We start from the raw sequence: 23404 nt of genomic DNA, 5'->3' as shown, positions 1-23404 counted from the left end.
CAATCGTGCGCTGCACGGGGGGTTAGCGTTTGGCCGCGTTCGGATCGGGGAACGGCGAGCCTGCGGTCGGCGCGGCGTCAGCCGGCGCAGCTGTGGGCGCCGCCGCAGCCGGCTTCGGCTTCTTCGGCCGGTGCGGCTTCCTGACCGGCTTGGGCGGCACCGCCGACTGGAGTTCTGCGAACACTGGGTTCGGATCGGTGGTGACGGAGGCGGCCGTAGTGAAATCGCCGGGGTTCTTGATGACGGTCACCGTCACGCTGACCGGCTGGTATTTATTGAGGGCGTAGTTGACCGTGAACGGGGCGTCGGGAGCGGGAACCGAGACCGAGCAGGGGGTCTTGCAGCCCGGTCCGAGCGAGGTGTTTGCGTCGGCGCCCGGGGGATTGGATTCGAGCCGGACCTGGGCGGCCGGCGGAGCCGTTTTGAACATGTTCCAGGAGACTGATGAGCAGCCACCAAGGCTCGCTCCCGCTAGCGCAATCGCGATGACACGACGCATGACCACCCACTTCTACTGCGACGAACCGCCACATCCGCGGCGACCATAAGAGCGTCGTTCCAGGCAGGCAACCGGCGGCGCGCGCATAGTTAACAGATGGTTAACGCAGGATTCCCGTAGAGTAGTTAGCAATTTCAGTGTGTTACGTACCCCCTAGGCCGTCATCAAACTCTGGGCTGCCGCCGGCAGGTCGCGCATGTGATGGATCAGCCGGTCCGGGTTCAACTCGGCGATCGGCACATCCGTGTAGCCGAAGCTGACCCCGATCACGGGTACCCCGGCCCGCCGGGCCACCCCGACATCGGTTCCGGCATCCCCGACCATGATGCTGGCGTTGAGCTGTCCGCCCGCGCGCGCCACCGTCTCGCGAAAAATGGTCGGATCGGGCTTCTGGACGCCAAAGGTGTCAGCACCGCAGATTGCCGCAAACCGGCGGCTCAGGCCGAGCTGGTCCAAGAGTCGCTTCGACAGCCATTCCAGCTTGTTGGTGCAGACCGCCAGCCGATGGCCTTGCGCCGAAAAATGGTCGAGGGCCGCCTCCAGCCCCTCGAAGGGCCGGGATTCGACGGCGATATGGTCGGCGTAATAGGCGATGAAATCCGACGTCAGCCGGTCCATGTCCGCAGGCGTGACGCTGCGCCCCTCGGCCTCCAGCCCCCGCTCGATCAGCTTGCGGGCGCCGGCGCCGATCATGTTGCGGGCCGAGGCCATCGGCACCGGCGGCAGCCCTTCGCGGTCGAGCACGTAATTCAGCGCGGTGATCAGGTCGGGCGCCGTATCCACAAGCGTGCCGTCGAGATCGAAGACGATGGTGTGAGGGGAGGTCATGGTCCAAGCGCTATCGGTCCGGCCCGGCCCGCGCAAGGGGCGCGCCCATAAGATCAGCTGATAGGCTTGTTCCCCAGACCTGTTCTCCGAGGGAAAACGAGGCTACATAGGCCGCCGCAAGTGCCCGATATTGGCGGCACACCCTTAACCCAGAGGCGGGCGCGATTTGGACATGGACCAGTTGAAGCGGCAGGCTGCGGCGCGCGCCCTCGAGGAGGTGCGTGACGGCATGCAGCTCGGGCTCGGTACCGGGTCGACCGCAAAACACTTCGTCGAGCTGCTCGGCGAGCGTGTGCGCGGCGGGCTGAAAGTGATCGGCGTGCCGACCTCGGAGACGACGCGCACTGACGCCGTGCGTTGCGGCGTGCCGCTGACCACGCTCGACGAGATCGAGCATCTCGACATTACGATCGACGGCGCCGACGAGATCGATCCCGCGCTCAATCTGATCAAGGGCGGCGGCGGCGCGCTGCTGCGCGAGAAGATCGTGGCGGCAGCCTCGGATCGCATGATCGTGATTGCCGACGACACCAAATGGGTGCCGATGCTCGGTCGCTTTCCGCTGCCGGTCGAGGTCATCCCGTTCGGGTTAGGGGCGACACGCCGGGCAATCGAGAAGGCATTTGCGGAATGCGGCGTTTCCGGGCAAATGGCGGTCCGCAAGGCCAAGGATGGCCACGTTTTCGTCACCGATGGCGGCCACTGGATCGTCGATGCCCAACTCGGACGAATTGCGGACCCGGCTCATCTCGCCACGGCGTTGAGCGCGATCCCCGGCGTGGTCGAGCATGGGTTGTTTATCGGCTTGGCCAGCTCGGCTGTTTTGGCGGGTGGCGAGGGAATCCGCGTGGTTGAACGGCGAAAGCCGAAAGGAGACTAGGAATGAAGAGCCTGTTGAAATTGTTGCCGGCCGCGACGCTCGCTGTGGGACTGGCCCTTTCGGCCGCCCCGGCCATGGCGCAGTCGGCCCCGCCGAAAGCCTCGCCGGCGGCAATTGCGGCGGCCAAGGAGATCCTCCAGATCAAAAACGCCGGTGCGATGTACGCCGGCGCCGTGCCCGGCCTGGTCGAGAAGACCAAGATCGCGCTGACCCAGCAGAACCTCAATTACCAGAAGGACCTCAACGAGGTCGCGCCGATCGTGGCCCAGCAGCTCCAAGGTCGCCAGAACGAGATCGGCGAAGGCATGGCGCAGATCTACGCCAGCGAGTTCACCGAGCAGGAACTGAAGGACCTCGTCGTCTTCTACAAGTCGCCGCTTGGACAGAAGCTGATCGCCGCCGAGCCGCGCGCCATCGGTCTCAGCATGGCCTTCATGAACTCCTGGGCCCAGAACTTCTCCGAGACCGTGATGGGTGCTTTCCGCGCCGAGATGCGCAAGCGTGGCAAGGAAATCTGACGATACCTATCTAACAGAGGATACCTGAACGGGAATCCCTGAAAGAGGTCGGAGTGGACAATGGCTGAATTCGACGTCGACCTCTTTGTCATCGGTGGTGGTTCGGGCGGCGTGCGCGCCGCCCGCATTGCGGCCGGCTACGGCGCCCGGGTGATGATCGCGGAAGAGTACCGCATGGGCGGCACCTGCGTGATCCGCGGCTGCGTGCCGAAGAAGCTGTTTGTGATCGGCTCGCATGTCCGTCACGAGATCGAGGACGCCGCCGGCTTCGGCTGGACCATTCCGCCCGTAACCTTCGACTGGCCGACGCTGATCGCCAACAAGGACAAGGAGATCGCGCGGCTGGAGGCGGCCTACACCACGAACGTCGAGAAGTCGGGCGCGCAGATCGTCAAGAGCCGCGCTGTGATCGAGGACAAGCACACCGTTCGCCTGCTCGAAAACGACAAGAAGGTCACCGCAAAATACATCCTGATCGCCACCGGAGGCGCACCCAATCACGGCCACTCGATCCCCGGCCTTGAGCACGTGATCTCCTCCAATGAGGCTTTCCATCTGAAGAAGCTGCCGAAGCGGATCGTGATCCAGGGCGGCGGCTATATTGCGCTGGAATTCGCCGGCATCTTTGCCGGCTACGGATCCGACGTCACCGTGATCTACCGCGGCGACAACATCTTGCGCGGCTTCGACGAGGACGTCCGCGCCCATGTCCGCAGCGAGATGGAGAAGCAGGGCATCACCATCCTCACCGGCTGCACCGTGACCAAGGTCGATCGCCATGGCGATGAATTCACCACCCATCTGTCGAACGGCTCGAGCGTCGCTTCCAACCAGGTGATGTTCGCGATCGGCCGGCATCCCGCTGTTGCCAATCTCGGCCTGGACAAGGCTGGCGTCGCCATCAATCCGCACAACGGCGGCATCGCGGTGGACGGTTTCTCGAAGAGCTCGGTCGACAGCATCTATGCGATCGGCGACGTCACCCATCGCCACAATCTGACGCCGGTCGCGATCCGCGAGGGCCATGCGTTCGCCGACACCGTGTTCGGCAAGCGCGAGGTGAAAGTGGATCATTCGACGATCCCGACCGCCGTGTTCTCGCAGCCGGAGGTCGGCACCGTCGGTCTCACCGAGACCGAAGCGCGCGCGCAATTTGGCCATGTCGACATCTACAAGACGACGTTCCGCCCGATCAAGGCGACGATGTCCGGCCGCGACACCCGCGTGCTGATGAAGCTGGTCGTCGACGGTGCCTCCGACCGCGTGCTCGGCTGCCACATCGTCGGCGATGCCGCCGCCGAGATCACCCAGGCGGTCGCGATCGCGGTGAAGATGAAGGCGACCAAGGCCGATTTCGACGCGGCGATCGCGCTGCATCCGACCGCAGCCGAAGAACTGGTAACGATGCGCACGCCGACCGCGCGTCACGTACGTGAGGCGGCAGAGTAGGGCGGCGCCTAGCCGTAGAGATACCCGACCGGCATCCCTTCGGTGCGCAGGGGTCGAATGTCCTTCTGCGTGATGATCTGACCAGCCAGGCCATCGATCTCGTCGCGTTGGGTCGGCGTCCAACTGCGAAGATCGTTCATACCCTTCAGAAGGCCGAGCCGGAGGACTTGGGTATTTTCACCCAGTCCGATGAGGCTTATCGAGGTCTTGCCGGCTGTCACGACGTCGCCAGCCGCGAGTTCGAACGTCTCGCCAGCCTTGTTCTTGAATTCGGCCGTGCCGCGGATAACGCGATAGATAACGACCTCGCCCTTGGCAAAAGAGGCGGCGTCCGCGGCTGCCGATGTGCTCTTTGGCAACAGCGACTGGCCGCGCGGGTCGGTTGCGATGACGTGGCCGGTGACGAGATGACCGCTCGGGACCTCGATTCCGATATCGCGGACGTAAACCGGCATGGCCGATTTGATCGGACTATCGGTGAGCGGCTTGAACAGCGCATCCAGCGCCAAGGGATCCTGAAGCCAGAAGCCTGCATTGGCAGGGCGATCATGCAGGGGGTGGCTCCAGGCCACCCGTGGCGTCTCGTCTTCGTTGATCTGATCCGGACCGACGATGGTCGGGTTCGGAAAGGTCGTCGGATCGGTGATGAAGGCTTCGAGGAATTTGCCGGAGTAGCCCATGGAAATCGGATCCGGCGCCACCGTCTGCGGCGTCTTCAGGTTCTCTTCGGTCGACAATCCGGACCAGGTGTAGAACAGCTGGCGGTGCACGATCGCGCTCTGCAGCATCACCGCGCCGGGGCCGACATTGTAGAAGCGCCCATCATAGTCGAAGGTGAACGCGCCCGAGGTGACCAGTACGAGCTGGAAGCCGCCAGGCGGAAGATGCAGATGGAAATCGGTGGGGCCGGTGTCGGGAAGGTAGATCGGCAGATTTGTCGCAACCTCGTGAAGCAGGAAGGTTTCGTTGTTGGCGTGGAAGCCCTCGTTGCCGCGGTTGTAGAGCGCTTGCGGACGATAGGTCGCTTCGTACTTTGCATTCCGGTCGCGATCGATCGCGACGAAATCCTGATGATTGAGGCGGAGCGGCGCGCCGTTCGGGTGGGTGAGGCCAGTGATTTTGAGATCGCCCGCAGCATGCACGTTCATGACATCCTCCAATCTGGGCAATCCGCTTGGCGGGGACTGCCGGGAATCGGGCCTGATGCTGCCTTGCGAATCTTGGGCCAGTTGAGCCGCAAAGCGGTGCATGGACTTTGCCGCTAGTCCGACTGGGAAAATCGAGGTTGCTCCGGATGTTAGATCGGCCGTTGCGTTGCCCTCCTCGCAAGCCCTCGCAATTCCATGACGTAACCAGAGGTATGCTGTCTAATTTGTCGGCAAGCCTTGCCAGCGAGCGTGCAGTTGCGCCGATGGCAGATCAGCGTGATGCAGCCTGCGGATCAGCGATGAGGTGTCGCACCGAACCGGGGGACATAGCCGCACGGCGGGCAAAATTGATCAGCGCGTCGATTGACATATTGTTCATGATTTGTTCTTATGCTGCACCCGTGATGGAGACAGGCCATGGACAACCGGATCAACGAAATTCGCAGAACCATTCGAGCGCTTCGCGTCAGCATGCTCGAGGCTGAAGCCATCATGCGTGAGCAGATCAACCGGGACGAGGACTGCAGCTTCGTGGCGCAGGAAATCCTCAAGATGCGCTCGGTCATGAGCTTGCTCGCGAGGGAGCGAACCACGCTCGGCGATGACGAGCCGATCCTCGTGAACAGCTTCTTCATTCCGCGGCGCCGGCCGACGCGGAAACCGGTAGCTGTTCTGTCACTGACATACGGTTCTGTTCCCCGTCACCGCTTGGCGGAGAGGGTTTGACGCGGAGAACAGTTCACTCAAAGGACTGACGCGCGGCCAGATCCGGCCTGCCTGCCGGGCTGTCCGCCCACTTCGCCATCTCCATCGTCCGCGCGTCAATGCTCTCGCACCAGAAGCAGCTCGGCTCTGTGCGGCCTTTCTCGGACAGGATGGGGACCAGGCTGTGGCCGCAACCGGCGCAACGGGTGATGTGAGTCATGCGTTTCTCTACGACATTCCAAGTTCAGAAGTGATGTTTTCGCTTCCCAAGCTTGTGTGGGCGCTATGACGGCGCTTGAGCGCGGCGTCCGGCGTCGGCGCGGGTCTCGGATATCGACGATGTCGCGATCCATCGCGACACGGCCGCGATGTCATCTCCATTGTCGCGATAGGCGCGAAGCTGGAATTCGGCCGAGCTTCCGCGCGCGACGATCGTGCGGCAGTGCTCGACCTCGGACGCGCAGTTCAGCACGGCCGCGTCCCCGGCGACATCATCGATGACCCCAAAGAGAAGCTCCGAGATCGTGACCGGCCCGTCCTTCGAGGCGAAGATGCAATCGGTGCCGTAGCGCTGCGCCCGCCATTTGTTCTCCACCGCAATCGCGCGTTCGACCGCGCTGACCTCCTTCGACAGATGCGGCCGTTGACAGAGGTGCCGCGTCAGGCAGCGATAAAGCGAGGCAATGGCAATTGCGTCGTCGACGAAGGTGCAGGTGTCGGGCGCGCGGAGCTCGAGCGTCGGGTGCCGCATGGAGGGGCGCATCGCCCACCAGATGTGGCTTTCGTCGGGGATCACGCCGGAGCGCTGCAACGCGCCGACATAGTCGTCGTAGTCCTGCCTGCTTTCGAACAGTTCGGGAAGGCCGGTGCGCGGCAGTTCTGAATAGGCGGCGAGCCGGTAGCCCTTTAGTCCCGTCTTGTGGGAATTCCAGAACGGGGACGAGGCGGACAGCGCGATGAACAGCGGCAGATGCGGCAGCATCGCCCGCATCACCGCCATTCGCTTCTCGGGATCGGGCAGTTGAACATGGACATGCATGCCGCACATCATGTTGCGGTGGCCGATGCTGCGCAGATCCTCGATCATCTCCTCGTATCGTGGCTTCGGGCTCGGCTGCGACATGCGCCAGACCGCGCTCGGGTGCGTGCCGCATGCCATGATGACGAAGCCGTATTGCGCGGCGACGTTGGCAACCTCGCGGCGGAGGAAGCGCAGCTCCTCACGCGCGTCATTGACGTCGACGTGAACGTTGGTGGCGACCTCGAGCTGGGATTGCAGCATCTCCCGCATGGCCTGGCCACCGGTCGACCAGTTCGCAGATTCGAACAGCTCGTTCGGGGTCTCGATCGCGACCTCGAAGGTGCGGCGATCGGCGAGAAAGTATTCCTCCTCGATGCCGAAGGAATAGTCGGTCGCCTTGCCGCGTCCGCCGGCAGAGCGAATCACGAGATGCCGTTTGTCGTCGGAGGGATCCAGTCGCAGCAGTTTCAAAACGTCCGAAGCAAATGTCATGTGCCACCCGGCTAAAGGCATTACCGATAGTTGCCGGCGTTAATCCTTCTGACAGGAGCGGGTTCCGCTTCGGACGTGCTGGAAAGTGCAAGTTCCTGTCCGACGGTGGATGCGTCGTGAAGTCCATCAACGAAGCCTACCGCCTCAGGGTTCCAGCCGCTGCCCCGAAGCAGATGTGCCCGAAGTGGGGTTGCCTTAATAGCATCGCTGTGTAGAAAAGCTCCCGGGTGCTCGCTGCATACGGCAGCGACAGGTCAAGCGATGGTCGGGCCGCCACGCAGAAAGCGTGCGCCCATGAACGATCAGCTGCCCGGCAGAGACCTGTCCAAATCCCAACTTCTCGTCGAGCGAGCACTCTCAACGCTCCAGCACTTCCTGCATGTCGAGGCTGTCAGCGGCGCCGTGCTGCTGCTGGCCGCGGCCGCCGCGCTGCTGTGGGCCAACTCGCCCTTTGCCCACGCGTATCATGATTTCTGGAACCAGGCGATTTCGCTTCGTCTGGGCGAATTCGTCTTCGCCCGATCATTGCACTTCTGGATCAACGACGCGCTGATGACGGTGTTCTTTCTCGTCGTCGGCATGGAAATCCGTCGTGAGATGCACGAGGGTGCGCTCAGCAAATTCGATCAGGCCATTCTGCCGGTGCTCGCCGCTTTAGGCGGTGTCGTCGTCCCCGCGCTGATCTACCTGGGCTTCAACAACGTTGCGGGGCGCGACCATGGCTGGGCGATACCCACCGCAACCGACATCGCGTTTGCCGTAGGTGTGCTCGCGCTGCTCGGACGATCAATCCCTGCCAGTGTCCGGGTCTTTCTGCTCGCCCTGGCCATCATCGACGATATCATCGCAGTTCTCATCATCGCCCTGTTCTACACCAGCGGACTCGACTTCAACGGCTTCGCCGTCGCGTCGCTTGGCGTTCTGATGACGTTCGGCTTTCAGCGGCTCGGCTTTGCCTCCGCGTTTGCCTACATCCTGCCGGCCCTCGTCGTCTGGGCGGGCTTCCTCCTGGCCGGTGTTCACCCGACGCTGGCAGGTGTCGTGCTCGGCTTGATAACGCCGGTGCGAACGGCCCGTCGAGAGACATTGCCACCCGTTGTCCGCGTTCAGGCCGCGCTGCATCCCTGGGTCGCCTATGGGATCATGCCGATGTTCGCGCTGGCGAATGCCGGCGTCAATTTTACCGGCACGAAACTCACGGACGGCGCGCAGTTCGTGACACTCGGCGTTGCGCTTGCGCTCTGCGCGGGAAAGCCGATCGGTGTGATCGGCGCAACGTGGCTCGCGGTGCGCACGGGCTGGTGCAGATTGGCGCCAGATGTCTCGTGGGCCGGTGTCTGCCTTATCGGGCTATTGGCCGGCATCGGTTTCACGATGTCGCTCTTCATCGCCATGCTCGCCTTCGCCGACGACAAGCTGCTGGATGCAGCAAAGCTCGGCGTGCTCCTCGGATCGCTCATCTCCGTGACGCTCGGGCTCGGATGGGGAGCGGAATACGCCCAGCGCCGGCGCAAAGAGATCGAAAATTGACGTGGTGTCCGCGAGCATCGGGCCGGCGGCCATGGCGCTGCTGGTCACGGGCGAAGGAACATTCAGGATATTGTCGACCGGGTGAGATGAAGTGCCCGACGGCAGCGCGGGGAGCCATAACTGGCTCCCCGCAGCCTTCTCACGTTCAGAAGTCGAACGTCATGCCGGTGGTAACGGCTTCTGCCTTGTTGCCCGCAACAACATTGTTGTTGGCGTCGCGTCCGCAGACGCCGTAGCCATGTCCGCTGACGCCGAGGCAGTAATGCGCGCCCGGCCCGTTGCGCAGATAGCTGCCCACCACGTACCAGCTCACGAACGGGCTGAGATGATATTTCACGCCGAGTGCGTACTGGTCGGCGCTGGAGTCCACGGTGTTGAGGGCGAAGTCGGCGGAACCGGCCGGCGCCGAGACCGCGACCCCTGGGGTGGGATAGGCGTTCAGGACACCGGTGCCCGGCGAGCCCGGCGACGCGTTGGCGTGGGCCCACGACGCGCTGACGTCCCATTTGTCGACCGTCTGGGTCGCGCTCAGGAAGTAGCCGTCGCGCGAACGCTCGTTGAAGGCGGCAACCGTATTTTCGCGGCGCATGATCTCGTAAATGCCGTAGAGTTGGAGGTTGCCGATCATGTCGTTGAACCGGTAGCCCGCGCCGACTTTTGCAGCCCATTCGTTGGCGATGCCGACTGCGCCTGTTGGCACGGTCAGAACGCCGCCATTGCTCAGCGGCGTCACCGCCTCGTCGCCGGTTCGGTTGGTTCCTTCGTGCAGTTCGTAAGCAGCGACCGCCGTGAACGGCCCCTGGTTGTAGGTCAGCGATGCGCTGTAGAGATTGCCGTATGACCCGTCGGTGCAGCCTTCCGGTGCCGATGTCAGCGGGAAGCCCGAGCCGCTGCCGCGTGACGACGTGGCGGGGCAGTTGAAATCGCCGAGCGCAAAGTCACTGTTGTCCTTCGCCGTGTTCTGTCCGGGCGACAGCATGATGGTGGCCTGGAAGCCGTTCCACACCGGCGATTCATACCAGATCGCGTGAGCCGCGCGCCAATCGAACTCGGCGCGGAGGTCGCCGCCGGTGTTGCCCATGATCGAGTTGTAGTCGCCGAGCGTCGCCGAGAACGGATCGAACTTCGCAGTCGCCTTCTTGTAGGGCGTGTCCGCCTTGCCGGCCTTGATCGTGCCCCAGGGGCTTTCCATGCCGAGGAAGCTGTCGCGCGTGCCGAACGCCGCGCGTTCGGTCGGAACGGCTGCGACCTCCACCAGAGATTCGAACTGCGCGACTGCCGCCCAGCCCGGCATGCCATAGGGTTCGAGGTTGTGGCGCGCCCGAACGCCGAAATAGGTGAGGTTGCTGGAGACGCCGAGCTTTGTGCCCTGGTCGTAGACTCCCGCGTTGAAGACGTCGCCGGAGAGATCAACATGGCCGTAGAGCGTCACGGTCGTGTTGTCGATGAACGCATTGGTGCCGGGCGCCTTGCTGTAAAGCGGAGCGCCGCCGACGCTGACGACCGTGTGCTCCGGCGCAGGTGCCGGCGATGGCGCGACCGCCGCATGCAGGACCGGATTGCCCTTGGGCGATCCAGGTGCGACCGCCGTCACCGTGGTCTTCGGCTCACTGATGTGATTGACGCGTTCGCGAAGCTGCGCGTTCTCTTTCGCGAGCTTTGCGTTGCTGCGCTCGAGTGCGTCGAGACGCGCGACGACGTCGTCGATGGTTGCCGCTCGCAGTGGTTGGTTGAGAGCCGTTGCGCACAGGGCCGCGAAGCCTGTTCCAAGCAGGAAGGCCTTCCTCATGTCGTTTCCCCTTTATGCCGCGGGCCGTCTGATGGGCCCGGGATTAAGCGGAAGGTATTGTATGCCAGATGCCGTATACAACATACATCACGGGGCTGTGTGCGCTTTCTCGGCGCGTGTGTCTGAATCGCAACTATTCCCGACAAAGTGTGTCGCGCGGCGATCTGCCGCATTGCGATGCACCCAACGGTTCTGAGCCGAAAGGCGAATAGCTTCCGTGACTTGCTTCAATCGCCCCACGGCGTTTCGCCGCGTCCGAGACGGTCGGCGATGTCGGCCTGGAACGCTGTCGGCCCGAACGCGAACCATTCATCGCCGATCTGGTAGACGAGGAGACGCCTGTTTTCGGCGCAAAACCGGGTCAGCCAATCCAGGGCCTTCTTCTTCGGCTGCTCGCCGACCGGCACCACGACGTCGACCGGCAGGCCGCGCCAGAAGAAATTGGCAGCCAGCATGATCATGTCGGATTGGTCCGGCCGCATCCAATCCGGCAGCGGGCTGGACGCCACCAGCCAGCCGCAGGCGAATTCCCGGCAAGGATGTTGTGGGCGTTCAGGATAGATCGAGCATTGCTGCGCCACGCTGAACGGACACGGCTGCCCCTTGCGCACCTTGTGTCCGCGCACCTCGATCTGAAGCCAGCCATCGCAGCAGGCCGTGCAGCTTCCGCAGGTTCTGGCGAGGTGAGGGCTCACTGACGTAACCGGGGCTCTGGTTGCACGGCGTTGGATCGGCTTACTGCATTTGCACGTACTGATCTAACGTTTCGTTTTGAAAGGCGCGGCAGTCGCGGCCTCGTCGGCGCACACGACCGGTGCGGCTCGCGTACGGCAAGGTCGTGCTCCGGTGAAACGCGCCGCGAGGATGCGCCTCCTGCTTTGGAGATCGAATGCTGCCGCGTGCGCTCATGCATCTCCGTCATCCTGAGGTGCCGGAGCGAAGCGGAGGCCTCGAAGGGCTACGGCCCGGCTGCATCCCGGCCGCTCATCCTTCGAGGCTCGCCATGCAGTGCATGGTTTCTCACTCAGGATGACGGATCGAATGACCGCAATGGTTGCCAAACGGTCTCACCCGCAAATCGCAGCATGGAACCGATGCGGCGGCTGGTCGCACTTCCATCGCCTTGATTCCGGCATCCCCGGCTTTATCTGTGAGAGGAACAAGAATCCGGGCCCCTCTGGCGAGGACGCCGACGATGTCGGCAAACCTCGTGATGTCGGATGACCTGTCCCGCGCGAATGCGATGGATCGGCCGATCGTCGGGCCTTCTCTTGTCCTTCCGACCCAATCGTCCCCATCGCAGCTCCGTGCGGCTATTTCGCAAGACAAGGGAGCAACGATGTCTGACGCCGCCACTTCAAATCCGATCGAACTCGAGATCACCGAACCGTCCAGCCTCAATGAGCAGGCGGCGGTGGCACTGGTGATTGCCGGCGCGCTCGTCGCAGTCGCCGACCGGCGGGTCTCGCCGGTTGAGCGCGACGAGGTGATCCGCTTCATCAGCGATCGCAAGCTGGCGCCGCACATCTCCGATGATCGGCTGTTCGCGATGTTCGACGAACTCACCGAGCGGCTCGAAGAGCCGGACTTCGCCAATGTTGTGATCGACACGCTGCGGCCGATCTCGAACCTGTCGCTCTCGTCCCATCTCATCGAGCTGTCGGAGCGCGTCGCCGCCGCCGACGAGGACGTGCATCCGCATGAGGTACAGGCGATCAAGCTGTTGCGCCTGCTGACGCTGGTGTTGCCGCGCGCGAAGCAGGTTACGCCGAGTGCGGTGCGCGCCGAACAGCGTGCAGCGACCGAGGAGTGAGCGTGAGTACAGCTTCGGACGAGCACGGGACGGGATCCGAGGGGACTACCGGCCAGCCAGCCGGTGGTGATCCGCGCCTCGACGCGCTCGTCCATCGGCTGCCACCGCGCCTTGCCGCCACCGTCAGTTATCTCCTGCAACCGTCCAGCCGCTGGGTGAGGATCCCCTCCGGCGTGCTGCTCATCGTCGGCGGCGTGCTGTCCTTTCTGCCGGTGCTCGGCATCTGGATGCTGCCGCTCGGCCTCGCGCTGCTCGCCGAGGACGTGCCCGCGCTGCGCTCTTCCCGTTCAAAAGTCTTCGACTGGATCGAGCGTCGCAAGCCGTACTGGCTCGACCCGTCCGCACCGAAAAATGATCAATCATGACCGAATTCATCACCGCTGACGCGCTGTCCGCGCTGCTCCAGGTCGTCCTGATCGACCTCGTGCTCGCCGGCGACAACGCCGTCGTCATCGGCCTTGCCGCCGCGGGCCTGCCGGCCGAGCAGCGCCGGCGCGCCATCGTCGTCGGCATTGTTGCCGCTACCGCGCTGCGCATCGTCTTTGCCGGCGTCGCGGCCCAGCTGTTGCAGGTGATCGGCCTGCTGCTCGCCGGCGGCGTGCTGCTGCTGTGGGTGTGCTGGAAGATGTGGCGCGAGCTGCGCGAACAGGCTGCGCACGCAGAACTCGCGTTCAGCCATGACGGCGGCGCGAGCACAGCATCGGCGCCACGAAAAACCTTCGGCCAGGCCGCGGCGCAGATCGTCGCCGCCGACGTCTCGATGTCGCTCGACAACGTGCTCGCGGTCGCGGGTGCCGCGCGCGAGCATCCCTACATCCTCGTCTTCGGCCTGTTGCTGTCGGTCGCGTTGATGGGCGTCGCCGCCGACCTGCTCGGCCGCGTGCTCCAGAAGCAACGCTGGATCGCCTATGTCGGCCTCGCCATCATCGTCTACGTCGCCTTCGAGATGATCTATCGCGGCTCGCTCGAGCTCGCGCCGGTCATCGCAAGTCTGTAAGGCGCGTTTCCTGTCTGCAATCCGGAGCGATCAATGCCGTCTGAACCCAAAGCACCCTTCGGCGCACGCCACGCCGCGACCGCAAATCGGCCCGTTCGCCCAACTCATCTTTGGCTCGCGCTGGCTGCAAGTGCCGCTCTATGTCGGCCTCATCATCGCGCAGGCCGTCTACGTGCTGCTGTTCCTGAAAGAGCTCTGGCACCTGGTCGCGCACTCGTTCGACGCCAGCGAGCAGCAGATCATGCTGATCGTGCTCGGCCTGATCGACGTCGTGATGATCTCGAACCTGCTGGTGATGGTGATCGTCGGCGGCTACGAGACCTTCGTTTCCCGCCTCAATCTGCGCGGCCATCCCGACGAGCCGGAATGGCTGAGCCACGTCAACGCCAGCGTGCTCAAGATCAAGCTCGCGATGGCGATCATCGGCATCTCCTCGATCTCGCTGCTCCGGACCTTCATCGAGGCCGGCAATCTCGGCACCACGCGCAGCAATTTCACCGAGACCGGCGTGATGTGGCAGGTGCTGATCCACCTGACCTTCATCATCTCCGCGATCGGCATCGCCTGGGTCGACCGCCTCAGCGAGAGCGGGCATCGCAAGGAGGCCGGTCACGGCTGAGCGTGATTCCGCCTCTCGGAGGTCAAAGGCTGCGCTCAGAGACGCCGGCCTCGCGCCAGCGTCTCGGAGGGCGTCTCGCCGAACGCCAATCTGTAGCCGCGCGAGAAGTCACCGAGGTGCCAGAAGCCGTTGCCAAGTGCTGCGGCCTTGACGCTCACGCCGGCGCTTCCGGTGATGAGCTGGAGACGGGTGGACCACAGCCGCTTGAGACGCAGATAGTGGTGCAGGCTCACCCCGTGCACCGCGCGCGTGGCGGTCTGGAGCGTGCGCACGGAGACGCAGAGCGCGGCGGCGAGGTCGTCACTGTAGAGCGCCTTGCTGCCGGACCACGCGACCAGTTCGTCGAGGCGCGCGATCAGCTTGCGGTGCTTGTCGAACGACCCGCGTCGCGCGGCCAGCCCGTCGGCCGGCACCAGGGTGTCGTCGAGGCAGGCGAGCAGAGTTTCCTGGATCGGACGGTTGAGTGCGTCGAACTGCCTGGGATCGTTGAGGTCCGAGGCCAGGCAGAACATGTTGAGGATGGTGGCACGCAGGCGTGCCATCGGCGCGTCATGCGAGCGGAAGAACCCGAGCCCGCTGGTGTAATCGGCCCAGCCGCGATGGCGCATGTCCGAGTTGAACCGCATCATCAGGTAAGTGTTGGCGCGTTGCTCGACGGATTTGATCGGAACCCTGCCGCGCACGACGTTCACCGTCGCACTGTCGACTTCGCGGCCGTTGGTGATGGAGTGAAACGAGAACGGGACCACGAGGCCGACGCCGCGATCGGTGCCGATATCGACCTCAAGCCGGCGGGCAAAGGCGCGCTGGAGCACGAAGAGCCCATCCTGGAGCGGCAGGATGGCGCGGGAAAGCGAGAAATCCCGCGGGCGAAGCGGCGTGCTGGTGCCGAGGCCGAGAACTTCATTGGCGCGAAACTCGCCGAAGTCCGAGAAGCGCTCGATGCGAAGGACTCGCGAAGGCTTCAGCCGACCTACCGGCATTTCGGGATCCCAATCAGGGTTGGGCGGGTTGAATCTGCAAAAGGTATCAGACGACTGACCAGCAGCCATATTCCGGGAAACTACTGCGGCGCTTCATCAGCCGACCTGCGGGTAGCCCGCGCTCTCGCGACGCTCGCGCTCGCCGAGCTCGCGCACCAATTCCTGGAGGAAGGACTCCGTGTAGGCGGGCAGGGTCCGTTCGGCGCGGACATAGATGCCGAGATCCGACCACACCGGGCTGCCGGCATTATCGAGCGGCAGGAACACCAGCTGGCTGTCGCGCGACAGCCGGCCGATGCCGAGCTGGGTCTGAAAGGCGACGCCGACGCCGCGCGCGGCGAGCTCGCGCATCAGGTCGATCGAGTTGGCCTGGATCGCCGGCTCCGGGGTCTCGGGGAGCTGCGCGATCAAGGGCTGGAGCAAATGATAGATCGACAGCTCGGGCAGCGCGTTGATGAGGGGGAAGGCGAGGCATTGCTCCAGCGTGACGGTCTTGCGGCGCGCCAGCGGGTGCTCGCGGGCCACCACGGCGCCGAGACGAAACCGCTTCAGCGCGACCTGCCGCAGGTCCTGGGGATGCCTCAGCGCGATGGCAATTCCGATGTCGGCCTCGCCGCGGCTGAGGGCTTCCAGCACGTCCGAGGATCCCATCACCTCAGTGGTGAAGCTGACGCGCCGGGCACGGCCGCGGTGCGACGCGATCAGGTCCGGAAGCACGGATTCCGTCAGCGACTCGATGCAGGCGATGCTGACGGTGCCATGCCAGGTGCCGGACAGCGACGCTACGTCCGAGCGGAAACGGTCGAGATCCTGGAGCACGTTCATGACGTGCCGGGCCAGCATTTCGCCGACCGTCGTCAGGGTCAGGCCGCGTGCCGTCCGCTCGAACAACGGTGATCCAACCTCTTGTTCGAGCTTGAGAATTTGGCGGCTCACCGCGGACGAGGCAACGTTCAGGACGCGCGCGGCGGCCCGGATCGAGCCGGTGCGGCGGACGGCGTGAAAGTACTGGATGGCCGGTGAGTGAAATCGCATGGGACCCCCGGCCAGACTATAGCTGTTGCCGAAACGGCAGCAACATGTACGAAATTCTCTGCCTTTTGAGACCGCTGGTTTCACCCTAGTGTCGTGTGCGGACGGGCCTGTCGGGCCCGCGCAGCAGCGCGCCCGCAACGATGCGGCAGGGGATTTTGGGGTGGACGAGACTATCGCTTGCGAGCTGGAGCCCGGGCGGGACGCCCGTCTGGTCGACCGTCGCCGCGCGGCCGCCTATGTCGGCGTGACCGCCGGTCGCTTTGAACAGCTGGTGCGCGACAACGTCGTGCCCCCGCCGGTCATGGTCGACAACAAGCGGCGCTGGCCCATTGCCTTGCTCGACGTCGCGAAGGATGCGGTCGGAAGCAGCATGCCATGCCCGCCGCCTGTCGCGGTCGTCGCCGAGGCGCGTCCCTGCGAGCGCGACACCGTGCCGCTCCAGCGCGAGCTGCCCGATCAGGCCTGGTTCGAGCAGCGCGTGAGTTTCGTTCAGCGCGTTCGCCGGTCGCTGCTGTCAGGCAACGAAATCCGCCTGCTGCGCGAGTTCAAGGTGCTCAAGCAGAACCAGATCAGCATGTTCGGCTACTACGGCAGCTTTGAAGCCCTGATGGTGCGCGGCTACATCGTCGAACTCGACCGCAAGCCGCCCTCGAGCCGCCCGCTGGTGACCTATCGCCTGACCGCGCAGGGCGAGCAAGTGATCTCCGCGCTGAAGGACGAGCCCGCGATTTGACCCAACGGGCGGCTTATTTGAGGACTTCGCAAACCGTCTGATGCGCTCCGACGGCAGGCTGCGGCTCGCCTGCGGAGACGCGTTGCCACCAAATGTCCAGCGCATCGCGGTCGCAGCGGAGCTTGACGCTCATGCCGCCGGCGAATTTGATCCAGTCGGCGAAGTGGTTCTTGCCGACCGCGATCACCACGGGAATGTCGGCATCGAGCGCACGCTCGATCAGGTAGGCCAGCCCATTGCCGTCGCGTTCGCGTTTGCCGAAGCGGTTGATGATGACGAGATCGGCGCCGTGCATCAGCGCGTCCGCGATGCGTTCGCCGGCATTTTGCAGCCTTGCAAGATCAAGCCGGCAGCCCTGCGCGGCCGGATCGAAATCCTGCGCCAGCAAAAGCTTCTCGCCGCTGTGAAGCAGCACCGCCGACAGGCTGGAGTCCGCGCATTGGCCGGCCTGCACCATGCCGACCACGCGATAGCCGCGCGCATTCACGTCCGAGGCAAAGCTGCGCAGGACAGCGTCGGGATCCTGATGCGGCTCGTAGACGAGGGCGGCAAGGTCGCATTGCGCATCGAACATGGTCCGCCTCCGTTTCACTGCAAAGAGATCGGGGCCGCGGCGCTTTCGCCGCGGCCCCGATTTTTTGGATCAGGCCGCCGGCGGCCCATTGATGATCTGGAGCTGGGTGAATTCAGCGAGACCTTCCTCGGCGAATTCGGTACCGATGCCCGATTGCTTGGCGCCGCCGAACGGGATGTGCGGGGCCATGTCGAGATGCTTGTTGATCCAGACCGTGCCGGACTCGAGCTGGGTGGCGACCTCGTGGGCGCGCTTGATGTCGGACGACCACACCGACGCGCCGAGGCCGTAGGTGGTGGCATTGGCGCGGCGGATCGCGTCATTCTTGTCGGAATATTTGATCAGCGGCAGCACGGGGCCGAACTGCTCCTCGTCGACCAGCTTCGAGCCTTCCTGGATGTCGCGTACGATGGTCGGCTCGATGAAGTAGCCGGGCCGATCCATCGCCGAACCGCCGGCGACCACCTTGCCGTTCTTGCGGGCGTCCTCGAGGAACGCCTTGACCTTTTCGTACTGCATCTTGTTCTGCAGCGGCCCGAGCTTGGTGCCCTGCTTGGCGCCGTCGTCGACCACCGTGCTCTTGGCGATCGCGACCAGCTCGTTGCAGAGCTCGTCATAGACGGATTCGTGCACATAGAGCCGCTTGATAGCGAGGCAGACCTGGCCGGAGTTCTGGAAAGCGCCCTCGAAGATGCCGGGCGCGACCTTCTTCGGGTCGACGTCGTCGAGCACGATGCCGGCGTCGTTGCCGCCGAGCTCGAGCGTGATGCGCTTGAGCGTCTGCGCCGCGCTCGCCATCACCTTCTGTCCCGTGGCGGACGAGCCGGTGAAGGAGATCTTGCGGATATCAGGATGCTTGGTCATCTCGCCGCCGAGATCGTTGGCGTCGGTGATGAAATTGAGGACGCCCTTCGGCAGGATGTCCTTGATCAGCTCGGCGAAGCGCAAGGTCGCAAGCGGCGTGGTCGGCGCGGGCTTCACCACCAGCGTGTTGCCGGCGAGCAGTGCCGACGGCAGCTTGAAGCTGAGGATCAGCAGCGGATAGTTCCAGGGAATGATGGCGCCGACGACGCCTAGCGGGCGGCGGTAGGCTTCCACCTTGCGGTCGCCGGAATTTTCGATCACCTTCATCGGCAGTTCGAGCGAGCTGAGGTAGCGGAAGAACGCGGCCATGCCGAGGACTTCGCCGGTGGCATCGCCAAGCGGCTTGCCTTGCTCGCTGGTGAGGATGTGGGCGAGCTCGCCCGAATTGGCCTCGATCACATCGGCCATCTTGTTCACGAGCTTGCGGCGTTCCTCCATCGGGGTCGCGGCCCAGGCCGGGAAGGCGGCTTTCGCCGCGGCGACGGCTGCATCGAGCTGCGACTTCGAGGCGCGCGGGCACTGCGCCAGCACCTCTTCGGTCGCGGGATTGAGAACCGGCATGGTCTGGTCGCCGGGCACCATCTTGCCGTCGATGAGAAGATTGTAGTCACTCATTGGCTTTGCACTCCCTTGAAGAACGGGCCGTTCGGGCCTCGTTATATCTTGCTGTATATCACGTTCCCGCCGGGCCGACCATGGCATCTAAAGTATTCCAGACAGGGCGGGCTGGACGCTGGCGGGCATATCGATATATTCTTATGAATATAGCGGAATTGCGTTCCGGGGTTCGAAATGGAAATCAAGGTCAGATTGCTCACGAATTGCGAGGTGGCGGCCGACGGCGGTGCGATCTCGCTGGGCTTCGAGGACGTCGCGGGCAATCCCGCCGCCGTCAGCGTCTCGCTCAACCAGGTCGGCGCCCTGATCATGACGCTTCCGGGATTGCTCGAGGCGGCGCTGAAGGCTCGTTACGGCGATCAGAGCCTGCGCTACGCCTATCCGCTGGCGTCCTGGGTGCTGGAGCAGTCGACCGACACGTCCCAGCGCATCATCACGCTGGAGACCGAGGACGGCTTCAAGGTCCGTTTCTCGATCCCGAAGGCCGAGCAGAGCTTGTTGGGTGAGGCCCTGACCCAGCCGATGCCTGAAGTGACGGTGCGGCCGAACTAGCGGCGGTCAGGATTTGCGCGAACGGCCGATGTCGGTCTGGAGCGCCTCCAACTCCTTGCGCACCGCGCGCGCGGCGTCGCGCTCGATCTTGCGATAGCGTGCGACCAAGCCCTCGCCGAACGGCGTGAGCATCGCGCCGCCGCCGTTCTTGCCGCCGGCCTGAGGCTCGACCGCGGAATGTCCGCAGATGCGGTTGATCTCGTCGACGAGATCCCAGGCTCGCTTGTAGGACATGTCCATGGCGCGGCCGGCGGCCGAGATCGAGCCCTGGTCCCGGATCTGCTCCAAAAGCTCGATCTTGCCGGGCCCGATCCGGTCCTCGCTGTCGAGGTCGATCCGAACGCTCAATTGGGGAAGCGATTTGGCGCTCGCGCGCGACATGATGGGGTCTCTTCGGCCAACCTCTTGGGCCACTCCTCTACGAGATTGCCACTCTTGCCCACTGCGGACAAGGTGAGGGCGCCGGATTTCCCAAGAGATAGACCTTGGTCGAAGCCCGCGGAGCACGGGCTTCAGCCCGCGCCCTTGATCGTTGCACCTTATTCCGCGGGGCTCCCGACCACCGCGCCCTGACTGACATCCTCGCGGGCGAGGATCATCAAGAGGCCGACGATGATGAGCTCGACCACCACGAAAGCGATGAAAGCGCCGGTGAACGAGCCGGCCGAGGCGTTGATGATGGCGCCCATCATCCATGGCGCCACGAAGGCCGAGAAGATGCCAAACACCTCGGCGTATCCGATCGCGGCCGGTGCGAGCGCGTCGGAGTATTTTTCGCTGAGCAGCGCGAAGATCGCACCGCCGCCAAGCAGCGCGATGCCGCTGAGTGCTGCAAACAGCACCAGCATCGAGAACGGCATCGGCGTGACCACGCTCCACAGGAACATTAGCGCGGTCAGGAAAGCGAGACACGCGGTGAGCTTGATCATAAAGGGCTTGCCGAGCCGATCGGACATGTAGCCGCCAATCACCAGGAACAGTACCTGCGACAGCCCCATGACGGTGCCGATGACAGCGCCGGCCTGCGGCGGCATGTGCTGTACGGTGATGAAGGCCGGCACCACCCAGGTGGCGGTGCCGGCGATTGCGAAGGTGCAGGCCACGATGCCGAAGCCGCCAACTGCGATCCATTTCGAGCGGAAGATCTCCCCCAGGGGCAGGTGCTCCTGCGCTGTCTCATTCTCCCAGCTGAAATTGGCGATACCGAGCTCGCGTGGGCTGTTGCGGACGACAAGCGCATCGGTCGCGGCGACGATGAGGGTGCCGATCGCCAGCACCGCGAAGAAGGTCCGCCATCCCGTCGCAATCGTCAGTGGAATGCCGAGCGCGAAATCCATGGTGATGGCGAGGCTGTAGGCGGCGAGGATGATACCCACCACCGAGCCGCGACGGCTCTGCGGGAACCAGCCAAAGATCAGCTTCATGTTACCGATGAAGATGGCGGCGTCGAAGAATCCGATCGCGAGCCGGAGCATCACGAGTTGCGTATAGCTCTGCACGAACACCTGTAGCACCATGCCGATGCCGGTGCCCGCAAGCCCGATCAGCAGCATATTACGTGCCGTCATCGACCGGCTGACCGGCGACCAGACCACCATGCCAATGCCGTAGGTCAGTGCGAAGATGCCTTGGGCCAGCCCCGCCTCGGCGGGATTGAGCTTGAGGCTCTCGGAGACGAAGGGCAGTACGGCAGCGAAGGCATACCAGTCGGCGGCGAGGAATATCTCGCAGAGGATGGCGAGTGCCAGCATTCCCCTCTGCCAGCGCGCAATCCGCTGGCGGTCGGTTCCGGATATTGTTGTCCAATTGGTGATTGGCATGGTCATCACGGTCCTCGCGATTGGCGTGTCGATGAAGTCTTTGCGGCGTCAGGCCGGCGGCGGCAGGAAGTTGACTTCGTGCTCGGCGGCGCGGCGCACGACTTCTTGCGGATCGGGCAAGTTGTGGATGCGTTCGAACAGTTCTTTCAGCGAGCGCGTCGGCGCTACCCAGAACAGGCTGGTCGCGGTCTCGCCCGACTTATTGAAGATGCCATGCGGGATGCCCCTGGGCATGCGGACGAGGTCGCCGGTCCTGGCGACGAAGTCCTTGCCGTCGAGCCAAAGGTCGTAGCTGCCACTCAGGACGTACACAAACTCGTCCTGGGTCGGATGCACGTGCGGCGGCACGAAGGTGCCATCCGGAAACACGGCATGCCAGGCCATGGATGCCTCGGAATGCTGCTTCAACGTGTAGGTCTGGCCCAGAATGTTCCAGACGATGTTGCCAAAACCTTCCTTGGCAGGGGTCACGCCCGGAGGCATCTCGATCATGGTGGTGTCCTCTGTTGTGTGCAGTCAATCGGCGAGAAAGTCGGTGACGTAGTGTGCGGAAGAGGGCGTCTCCTCGAACACGAGATGGCCCGTCGCCGGCACCAGCGTCACGCGCGCGTCGGGGATGCCCGCTTTCCAGGCCTCTGCTTGGGCGATCGGGCGCAGGCGATCCGCGGCGCCCCACAGCACCAGCGTCGGCATCGCGATCCGATGCAGCCAGTGCGCGAGCTTGGGATTGCCCTGCGGTTCGCTGCGGATCAGCTTGGCAAAGCCCGTGACCTCGCGCCCGAGGCGTGCGTCGAAGGCCGGGTCGGGCGCCTTTGGAAAGTACCGGAGTGCCACGGCCGGATCGTGGGCGAGATAGGCGGGCAGTTCTTGCGGTGCGATCTCGAACAATCCCGGAGCCGGCGCGCTCGCGACCACGAGTCCGGCGGGCGCAACCAGCACCAGCTTGCGCACGCGCTGCGGCTGACGGATCGCGAACTCCGCGGCAAGCCATCCGCCGAGCGAAAAGCCGGTGAGGTCGAACTGCTCCAGGCCAAGCTTGTCGAACAGATCCATGTAGTGAAGGACGTGATCCTCGACCGTGTCGATCGCCTCAGCATCGCCGGAATCGCCAAAGCCCGCGTGATAGGGGATGATGACGGTGTGCCGCTTCGCCCAGTCGCGCGCCATCTCGAAGCCGGTGAAGGTGCCGGTGCCGTGCAGGAACACCAGCGCCGGGCCGCTTCCGATGCTGTGGACGACGGTGCGCACGCCGTTGATGGCATATTCCGCGCGGGCGAAGCCGGTGAGGTCAGGCGAGGGTCGGACGGCGTCAAGCATGGTCGAAGTCTCCGGTTGAAGGCAGCAGAGCCCGGCATTGGCGGCGAGTCATGCGGCGTCCGCCTGACGACCGCTGAGAAGTGAAGCGAATTGCTCGACGGCGTTGGCGAGCCGCGCGGCGGTCATTGGTGCGAGCGGCTCGCCCGGTACGACCTCGCCGCTGCTGGCGTAGATCGCCGTCGAAACGGTGCAGGCCTCGAAGAAGCCGAACAGCGGGCGAAGCTGGTGCTCGACCACCAGCGAGTGGCGCAGGCCGCCGCCGACCGCGGTAAGCAGCACCGGACGGTTGCGCAGTATGCTGGGTTCGATCAAGTCGAACACGTGCTTGAACAGTCCAGGATAGGAGCCCTGGAACACCGGGCACCCGATCACGAGGCCGTCGGCCTGTTCGATGGCTTCGACGACAGCGCGCGCGTTGTCATCGAGCGCAGTCCGGGTGAAGGCGGCGATGCCGCAACCGGCATCGACAAGATCGAGGACGGCGGTCTTCAGTCCATGCTGCGTCTGAAGATCGGTGGCAACGGCTTCCACCAGCACGCGCGACTTCGCCGGGCGCCAACTATTGCCGCAGAAGCCAACGATGCGGGATGTCCTCACCTCGACGCCCTCGTGCCTGATTG

27 protein-coding genes are annotated in these 23404 nt (G+C 64.1%); 11 read left to right on the top strand and 16 right to left on the bottom strand.

Annotated features, from left to right (window positions below; genetic code table 11):
- Window positions 1–22: 22 nt before the first annotated feature.
- Together ABIB73_RS05130 and ABIB73_RS05125 are read right to left on the bottom strand one after the other, a co-directional pair.
- Window positions 23–499: a hypothetical protein gene (locus ABIB73_RS05130; RefSeq protein ID WP_354221963.1), complete on the bottom strand. Its 477-nt coding sequence runs from the start codon at window positions 497–499 to the stop codon at window positions 23–25.
- A gap of 153 nt (window positions 500–652) precedes the next feature.
- A complete protein-coding gene (locus ABIB73_RS05125; protein WP_354221962.1) occupies window positions 653–1327 on the bottom strand; it encodes an HAD family hydrolase in 675 nt (224 codons plus the stop codon).
- Between the two features lie 166 nt (window positions 1328–1493).
- Between ABIB73_RS05125 and rpiA the strand changes: the two genes are divergently transcribed.
- The 3 genes from rpiA to gor are packed head-to-tail and all read left to right on the top strand — an operon-like array spanning window position 1494 to window position 4174.
- Window positions 1494–2207 (top strand): ribose-5-phosphate isomerase RpiA, encoded by a 714-nt coding sequence (gene rpiA / locus ABIB73_RS05120; RefSeq protein ID WP_354221961.1) that lies wholly within the window; start codon window positions 1494–1496, stop codon window positions 2205–2207.
- Window positions 2208–2209: 2 nt separating this feature from the next.
- Window positions 2210–2725, top strand: coding sequence for a DUF2059 domain-containing protein (locus ABIB73_RS05115; RefSeq protein WP_354221960.1), 516 nt, complete (start codon window positions 2210–2212; stop codon window positions 2723–2725).
- A 60-nt stretch (window positions 2726–2785) separates the two neighbouring features.
- A complete protein-coding gene (gene gor / locus ABIB73_RS05110) occupies window positions 2786–4174 on the top strand; it encodes a glutathione-disulfide reductase (RefSeq protein WP_354221959.1) in 1389 nt (462 codons plus the stop codon).
- An 8-nt stretch (window positions 4175–4182) separates the two neighbouring features.
- Here the strand turns inward: gor and ABIB73_RS05105 are convergent, their stop codons facing one another.
- Entirely contained in the window at window positions 4183–5322 is a 1140-nt protein-coding gene (locus ABIB73_RS05105; RefSeq protein ID WP_354221958.1) for a hypothetical protein, read from the bottom strand.
- 417 nt (window positions 5323–5739) lie between these two features.
- On the opposite strand from ABIB73_RS05105, the gene ABIB73_RS05100 reads away from it, so the two are divergent.
- The gene (locus ABIB73_RS05100; protein WP_354221957.1) at window positions 5740–6048 is read left to right on the top strand and encodes a hypothetical protein; all 309 of its coding nucleotides are present in this window, start codon (window positions 5740–5742) and stop codon (window positions 6046–6048) included.
- A 13-nt stretch (window positions 6049–6061) separates the two neighbouring features.
- Here the strand turns inward: ABIB73_RS05100 and ABIB73_RS05095 are convergent, their stop codons facing one another.
- The gene (locus ABIB73_RS05095) at window positions 6062–6247 is read right to left on the bottom strand and encodes a hypothetical protein (protein ID WP_354221956.1); all 186 of its coding nucleotides are present in this window, start codon (window positions 6245–6247) and stop codon (window positions 6062–6064) included.
- A 63-nt stretch (window positions 6248–6310) separates the two neighbouring features.
- Entirely contained in the window at window positions 6311–7540 is a 1230-nt protein-coding gene (locus ABIB73_RS05090; RefSeq protein WP_354221955.1) for a carboxylate-amine ligase, read from the bottom strand.
- 294 nt (window positions 7541–7834) lie between these two features.
- Between ABIB73_RS05090 and nhaA the strand changes: the two genes are divergently transcribed.
- Window positions 7835–9070, top strand: coding sequence for a Na+/H+ antiporter NhaA (gene nhaA, locus ABIB73_RS05085; RefSeq protein ID WP_354221954.1), 1236 nt, complete (start codon window positions 7835–7837; stop codon window positions 9068–9070).
- A gap of 145 nt (window positions 9071–9215) precedes the next feature.
- Here the strand turns inward: nhaA and ABIB73_RS05080 are convergent, their stop codons facing one another.
- Entirely contained in the window at window positions 9216–10859 is a 1644-nt protein-coding gene (locus ABIB73_RS05080) for a porin (RefSeq protein ID WP_354221953.1), read from the bottom strand.
- 227 nt (window positions 10860–11086) lie between these two features.
- A complete protein-coding gene (locus ABIB73_RS05075) occupies window positions 11087–11554 on the bottom strand; it encodes a hypothetical protein (RefSeq protein ID WP_354221952.1) in 468 nt (155 codons plus the stop codon).
- A 644-nt stretch (window positions 11555–12198) separates the two neighbouring features.
- Between ABIB73_RS05075 and ABIB73_RS05070 the strand changes: the two genes are divergently transcribed.
- The 4 genes from ABIB73_RS05070 (at window position 12199) to ABIB73_RS05055 (ending at window position 14288) form a co-directional block, all read left to right on the top strand.
- Complete coding sequence (locus tag ABIB73_RS05070) at window positions 12199–12672, top strand: TerB family tellurite resistance protein (RefSeq protein WP_354221951.1); 474 nt, start codon at window positions 12199–12201, stop codon at window positions 12670–12672.
- Between the two features lie 2 nt (window positions 12673–12674).
- Window positions 12675–13037: a hypothetical protein gene (locus tag ABIB73_RS05065; protein WP_354221950.1), complete on the top strand. Its 363-nt coding sequence runs from the start codon at window positions 12675–12677 to the stop codon at window positions 13035–13037.
- Window positions 13034–13669: a TerC family protein gene (locus ABIB73_RS05060; protein WP_354221949.1), complete on the top strand. Its 636-nt coding sequence runs from the start codon at window positions 13034–13036 to the stop codon at window positions 13667–13669. Before ABIB73_RS05065 ends, ABIB73_RS05060 begins: the two co-directional genes overlap by 4 nt.
- 85 nt (window positions 13670–13754) lie before the next feature.
- Window positions 13755–14288: a TIGR00645 family protein gene (locus ABIB73_RS05055; RefSeq protein WP_502918400.1), complete on the top strand. Its 534-nt coding sequence runs from the start codon at window positions 13755–13757 to the stop codon at window positions 14286–14288.
- 35 nt (window positions 14289–14323) lie between these two features.
- Here ABIB73_RS05055 and ABIB73_RS05050 read toward each other — a convergent pair whose 3' ends face one another.
- Together ABIB73_RS05050 and ABIB73_RS05045 are read right to left on the bottom strand one after the other, a co-directional pair.
- On the bottom strand, window positions 14324–15271 hold the full coding sequence (locus tag ABIB73_RS05050) for an AraC family transcriptional regulator (protein ID WP_354221948.1): 948 nt from the start codon (window positions 15269–15271) through the stop codon (window positions 14324–14326).
- A gap of 96 nt (window positions 15272–15367) precedes the next feature.
- Entirely contained in the window at window positions 15368–16306 is a 939-nt protein-coding gene (locus ABIB73_RS05045) for a LysR family transcriptional regulator (RefSeq protein ID WP_354221947.1), read from the bottom strand.
- Window positions 16307–16466: 160 nt separating this feature from the next.
- Here ABIB73_RS05045 and ABIB73_RS05040 point away from each other — a divergent pair, with 160 nt between their 5' ends.
- Window positions 16467–17039: a hypothetical protein gene (locus tag ABIB73_RS05040; RefSeq protein WP_354221946.1), complete on the top strand. Its 573-nt coding sequence runs from the start codon at window positions 16467–16469 to the stop codon at window positions 17037–17039.
- Window positions 17040–17052: 13 nt separating this feature from the next.
- On the opposite strand, the gene ABIB73_RS05035 is transcribed toward ABIB73_RS05040, so the two are convergent.
- Both ABIB73_RS05035 and ABIB73_RS05030 read right to left on the bottom strand, forming a co-directional pair.
- Entirely contained in the window at window positions 17053–17613 is a 561-nt protein-coding gene (locus tag ABIB73_RS05035; protein ID WP_354221945.1) for a DUF2478 domain-containing protein, read from the bottom strand.
- 69 nt (window positions 17614–17682) lie between these two features.
- Window positions 17683–19092 carry an aldehyde dehydrogenase family protein gene (locus ABIB73_RS05030; protein ID WP_354221944.1) on the bottom strand — a complete coding sequence of 470 codons (1410 nt, stop codon included), beginning with the start codon at window positions 19090–19092 and terminating at the stop codon, window positions 17683–17685.
- 177 nt (window positions 19093–19269) lie between these two features.
- On the opposite strand from ABIB73_RS05030, the gene ABIB73_RS05025 reads away from it, so the two are divergent.
- Window positions 19270–19647: a hypothetical protein gene (locus tag ABIB73_RS05025; protein WP_354221943.1), complete on the top strand. Its 378-nt coding sequence runs from the start codon at window positions 19270–19272 to the stop codon at window positions 19645–19647.
- A 6-nt stretch (window positions 19648–19653) separates the two neighbouring features.
- Here ABIB73_RS05025 and ABIB73_RS05020 read toward each other — a convergent pair whose 3' ends face one another.
- The 5 genes from ABIB73_RS05020 to ABIB73_RS05000 form a co-directional block, all read right to left on the bottom strand.
- The gene (locus ABIB73_RS05020) at window positions 19654–20028 is read right to left on the bottom strand and encodes a winged helix-turn-helix domain-containing protein (RefSeq protein ID WP_354221942.1); all 375 of its coding nucleotides are present in this window, start codon (window positions 20026–20028) and stop codon (window positions 19654–19656) included.
- Window positions 20029–20186: 158 nt separating this feature from the next.
- Window positions 20187–21473 carry an MFS transporter gene (locus ABIB73_RS05015; protein WP_354221941.1) on the bottom strand — a complete coding sequence of 429 codons (1287 nt, stop codon included), beginning with the start codon at window positions 21471–21473 and terminating at the stop codon, window positions 20187–20189.
- Window positions 21474–21515: 42 nt separating this feature from the next.
- Window positions 21516–21959, bottom strand: a complete 444-nt coding sequence (locus tag ABIB73_RS05010; protein WP_354221940.1) for a cupin domain-containing protein — start codon at window positions 21957–21959, stop codon at window positions 21516–21518.
- A gap of 24 nt (window positions 21960–21983) precedes the next feature.
- Window positions 21984–22784, bottom strand: a complete 801-nt coding sequence (locus ABIB73_RS05005; RefSeq protein ID WP_354221939.1) for an alpha/beta fold hydrolase — start codon at window positions 22782–22784, stop codon at window positions 21984–21986.
- 48 nt (window positions 22785–22832) lie between these two features.
- A complete protein-coding gene (locus ABIB73_RS05000; protein ID WP_354221938.1) occupies window positions 22833–23381 on the bottom strand; it encodes an NAD(P)H-dependent oxidoreductase in 549 nt (182 codons plus the stop codon).
- Window positions 23382–23404 lie beyond the last annotated feature (23 nt).

The sequence above is a fragment of the Bradyrhizobium sp. F1.4.3 genome, from assembly GCF_040548375.1.
GTDB lineage: Bacteria > Pseudomonadota > Alphaproteobacteria > Rhizobiales > Xanthobacteraceae > Bradyrhizobium.
The sequence above is the reverse complement of the archived record's forward strand: the minus strand, read 5'-3'. Positions and strand labels throughout refer to the sequence as shown.

Coding starts and splice junctions, on each gene's coding strand:
- ABIB73_RS05035 (WP_354221945.1), bottom strand. CDS start 17,613: ATGTTCGATGCGCAATGCGACCTTGCCGCCCTCGTCTACGAGCCGCAT.
- ABIB73_RS05100 (WP_354221957.1), top strand. CDS start 5,740: ATGGACAACCGGATCAACGAAATTCGCAGAACCATTCGAGCGCTTCGC.
- ABIB73_RS05005 (WP_354221939.1), bottom strand. CDS start 22,784: ATGCTTGACGCCGTCCGACCCTCGCCTGACCTCACCGGCTTCGCCCGC.
- ABIB73_RS05125 (WP_354221962.1), bottom strand. CDS start 1,327: ATGACCTCCCCTCACACCATCGTCTTCGATCTCGACGGCACGCTTGTG.
- ABIB73_RS05015 (WP_354221941.1), bottom strand. CDS start 21,473: ATGACCATGCCAATCACCAATTGGACAACAATATCCGGAACCGACCGC.
- nhaA (WP_354221954.1), top strand. CDS start 7,835: ATGAACGATCAGCTGCCCGGCAGAGACCTGTCCAAATCCCAACTTCTC.
- ABIB73_RS05115 (WP_354221960.1), top strand. CDS start 2,210: ATGAAGAGCCTGTTGAAATTGTTGCCGGCCGCGACGCTCGCTGTGGGA.
- ABIB73_RS05010 (WP_354221940.1), bottom strand. CDS start 21,959: ATGATCGAGATGCCTCCGGGCGTGACCCCTGCCAAGGAAGGTTTTGGC.
- gor (WP_354221959.1), top strand. CDS start 2,786: ATGGCTGAATTCGACGTCGACCTCTTTGTCATCGGTGGTGGTTCGGGC.
- ABIB73_RS05025 (WP_354221943.1), top strand. CDS start 19,270: ATGGAAATCAAGGTCAGATTGCTCACGAATTGCGAGGTGGCGGCCGAC.
- ABIB73_RS05090 (WP_354221955.1), bottom strand. CDS start 7,540: ATGACATTTGCTTCGGACGTTTTGAAACTGCTGCGACTGGATCCCTCC.
- ABIB73_RS05050 (WP_354221948.1), bottom strand. CDS start 15,271: ATGCCGGTAGGTCGGCTGAAGCCTTCGCGAGTCCTTCGCATCGAGCGC.
- ABIB73_RS05095 (WP_354221956.1), bottom strand. CDS start 6,247: ATGACTCACATCACCCGTTGCGCCGGTTGCGGCCACAGCCTGGTCCCC.
- ABIB73_RS05060 (WP_354221949.1), top strand. CDS start 13,034: ATGACCGAATTCATCACCGCTGACGCGCTGTCCGCGCTGCTCCAGGTC.
- ABIB73_RS05080 (WP_354221953.1), bottom strand. CDS start 10,859: ATGAGGAAGGCCTTCCTGCTTGGAACAGGCTTCGCGGCCCTGTGCGCA.
- ABIB73_RS05020 (WP_354221942.1), bottom strand. CDS start 20,028: ATGTCGCGCGCGAGCGCCAAATCGCTTCCCCAATTGAGCGTTCGGATC.
- ABIB73_RS05130 (WP_354221963.1), bottom strand. CDS start 499: ATGCGTCGTGTCATCGCGATTGCGCTAGCGGGAGCGAGCCTTGGTGGC.
- ABIB73_RS05045 (WP_354221947.1), bottom strand. CDS start 16,306: ATGCGATTTCACTCACCGGCCATCCAGTACTTTCACGCCGTCCGCCGC.
- ABIB73_RS05030 (WP_354221944.1), bottom strand. CDS start 19,092: ATGAGTGACTACAATCTTCTCATCGACGGCAAGATGGTGCCCGGCGAC.
- ABIB73_RS05105 (WP_354221958.1), bottom strand. CDS start 5,322: ATGAACGTGCATGCTGCGGGCGATCTCAAAATCACTGGCCTCACCCAC.
- ABIB73_RS05070 (WP_354221951.1), top strand. CDS start 12,199: ATGTCTGACGCCGCCACTTCAAATCCGATCGAACTCGAGATCACCGAA.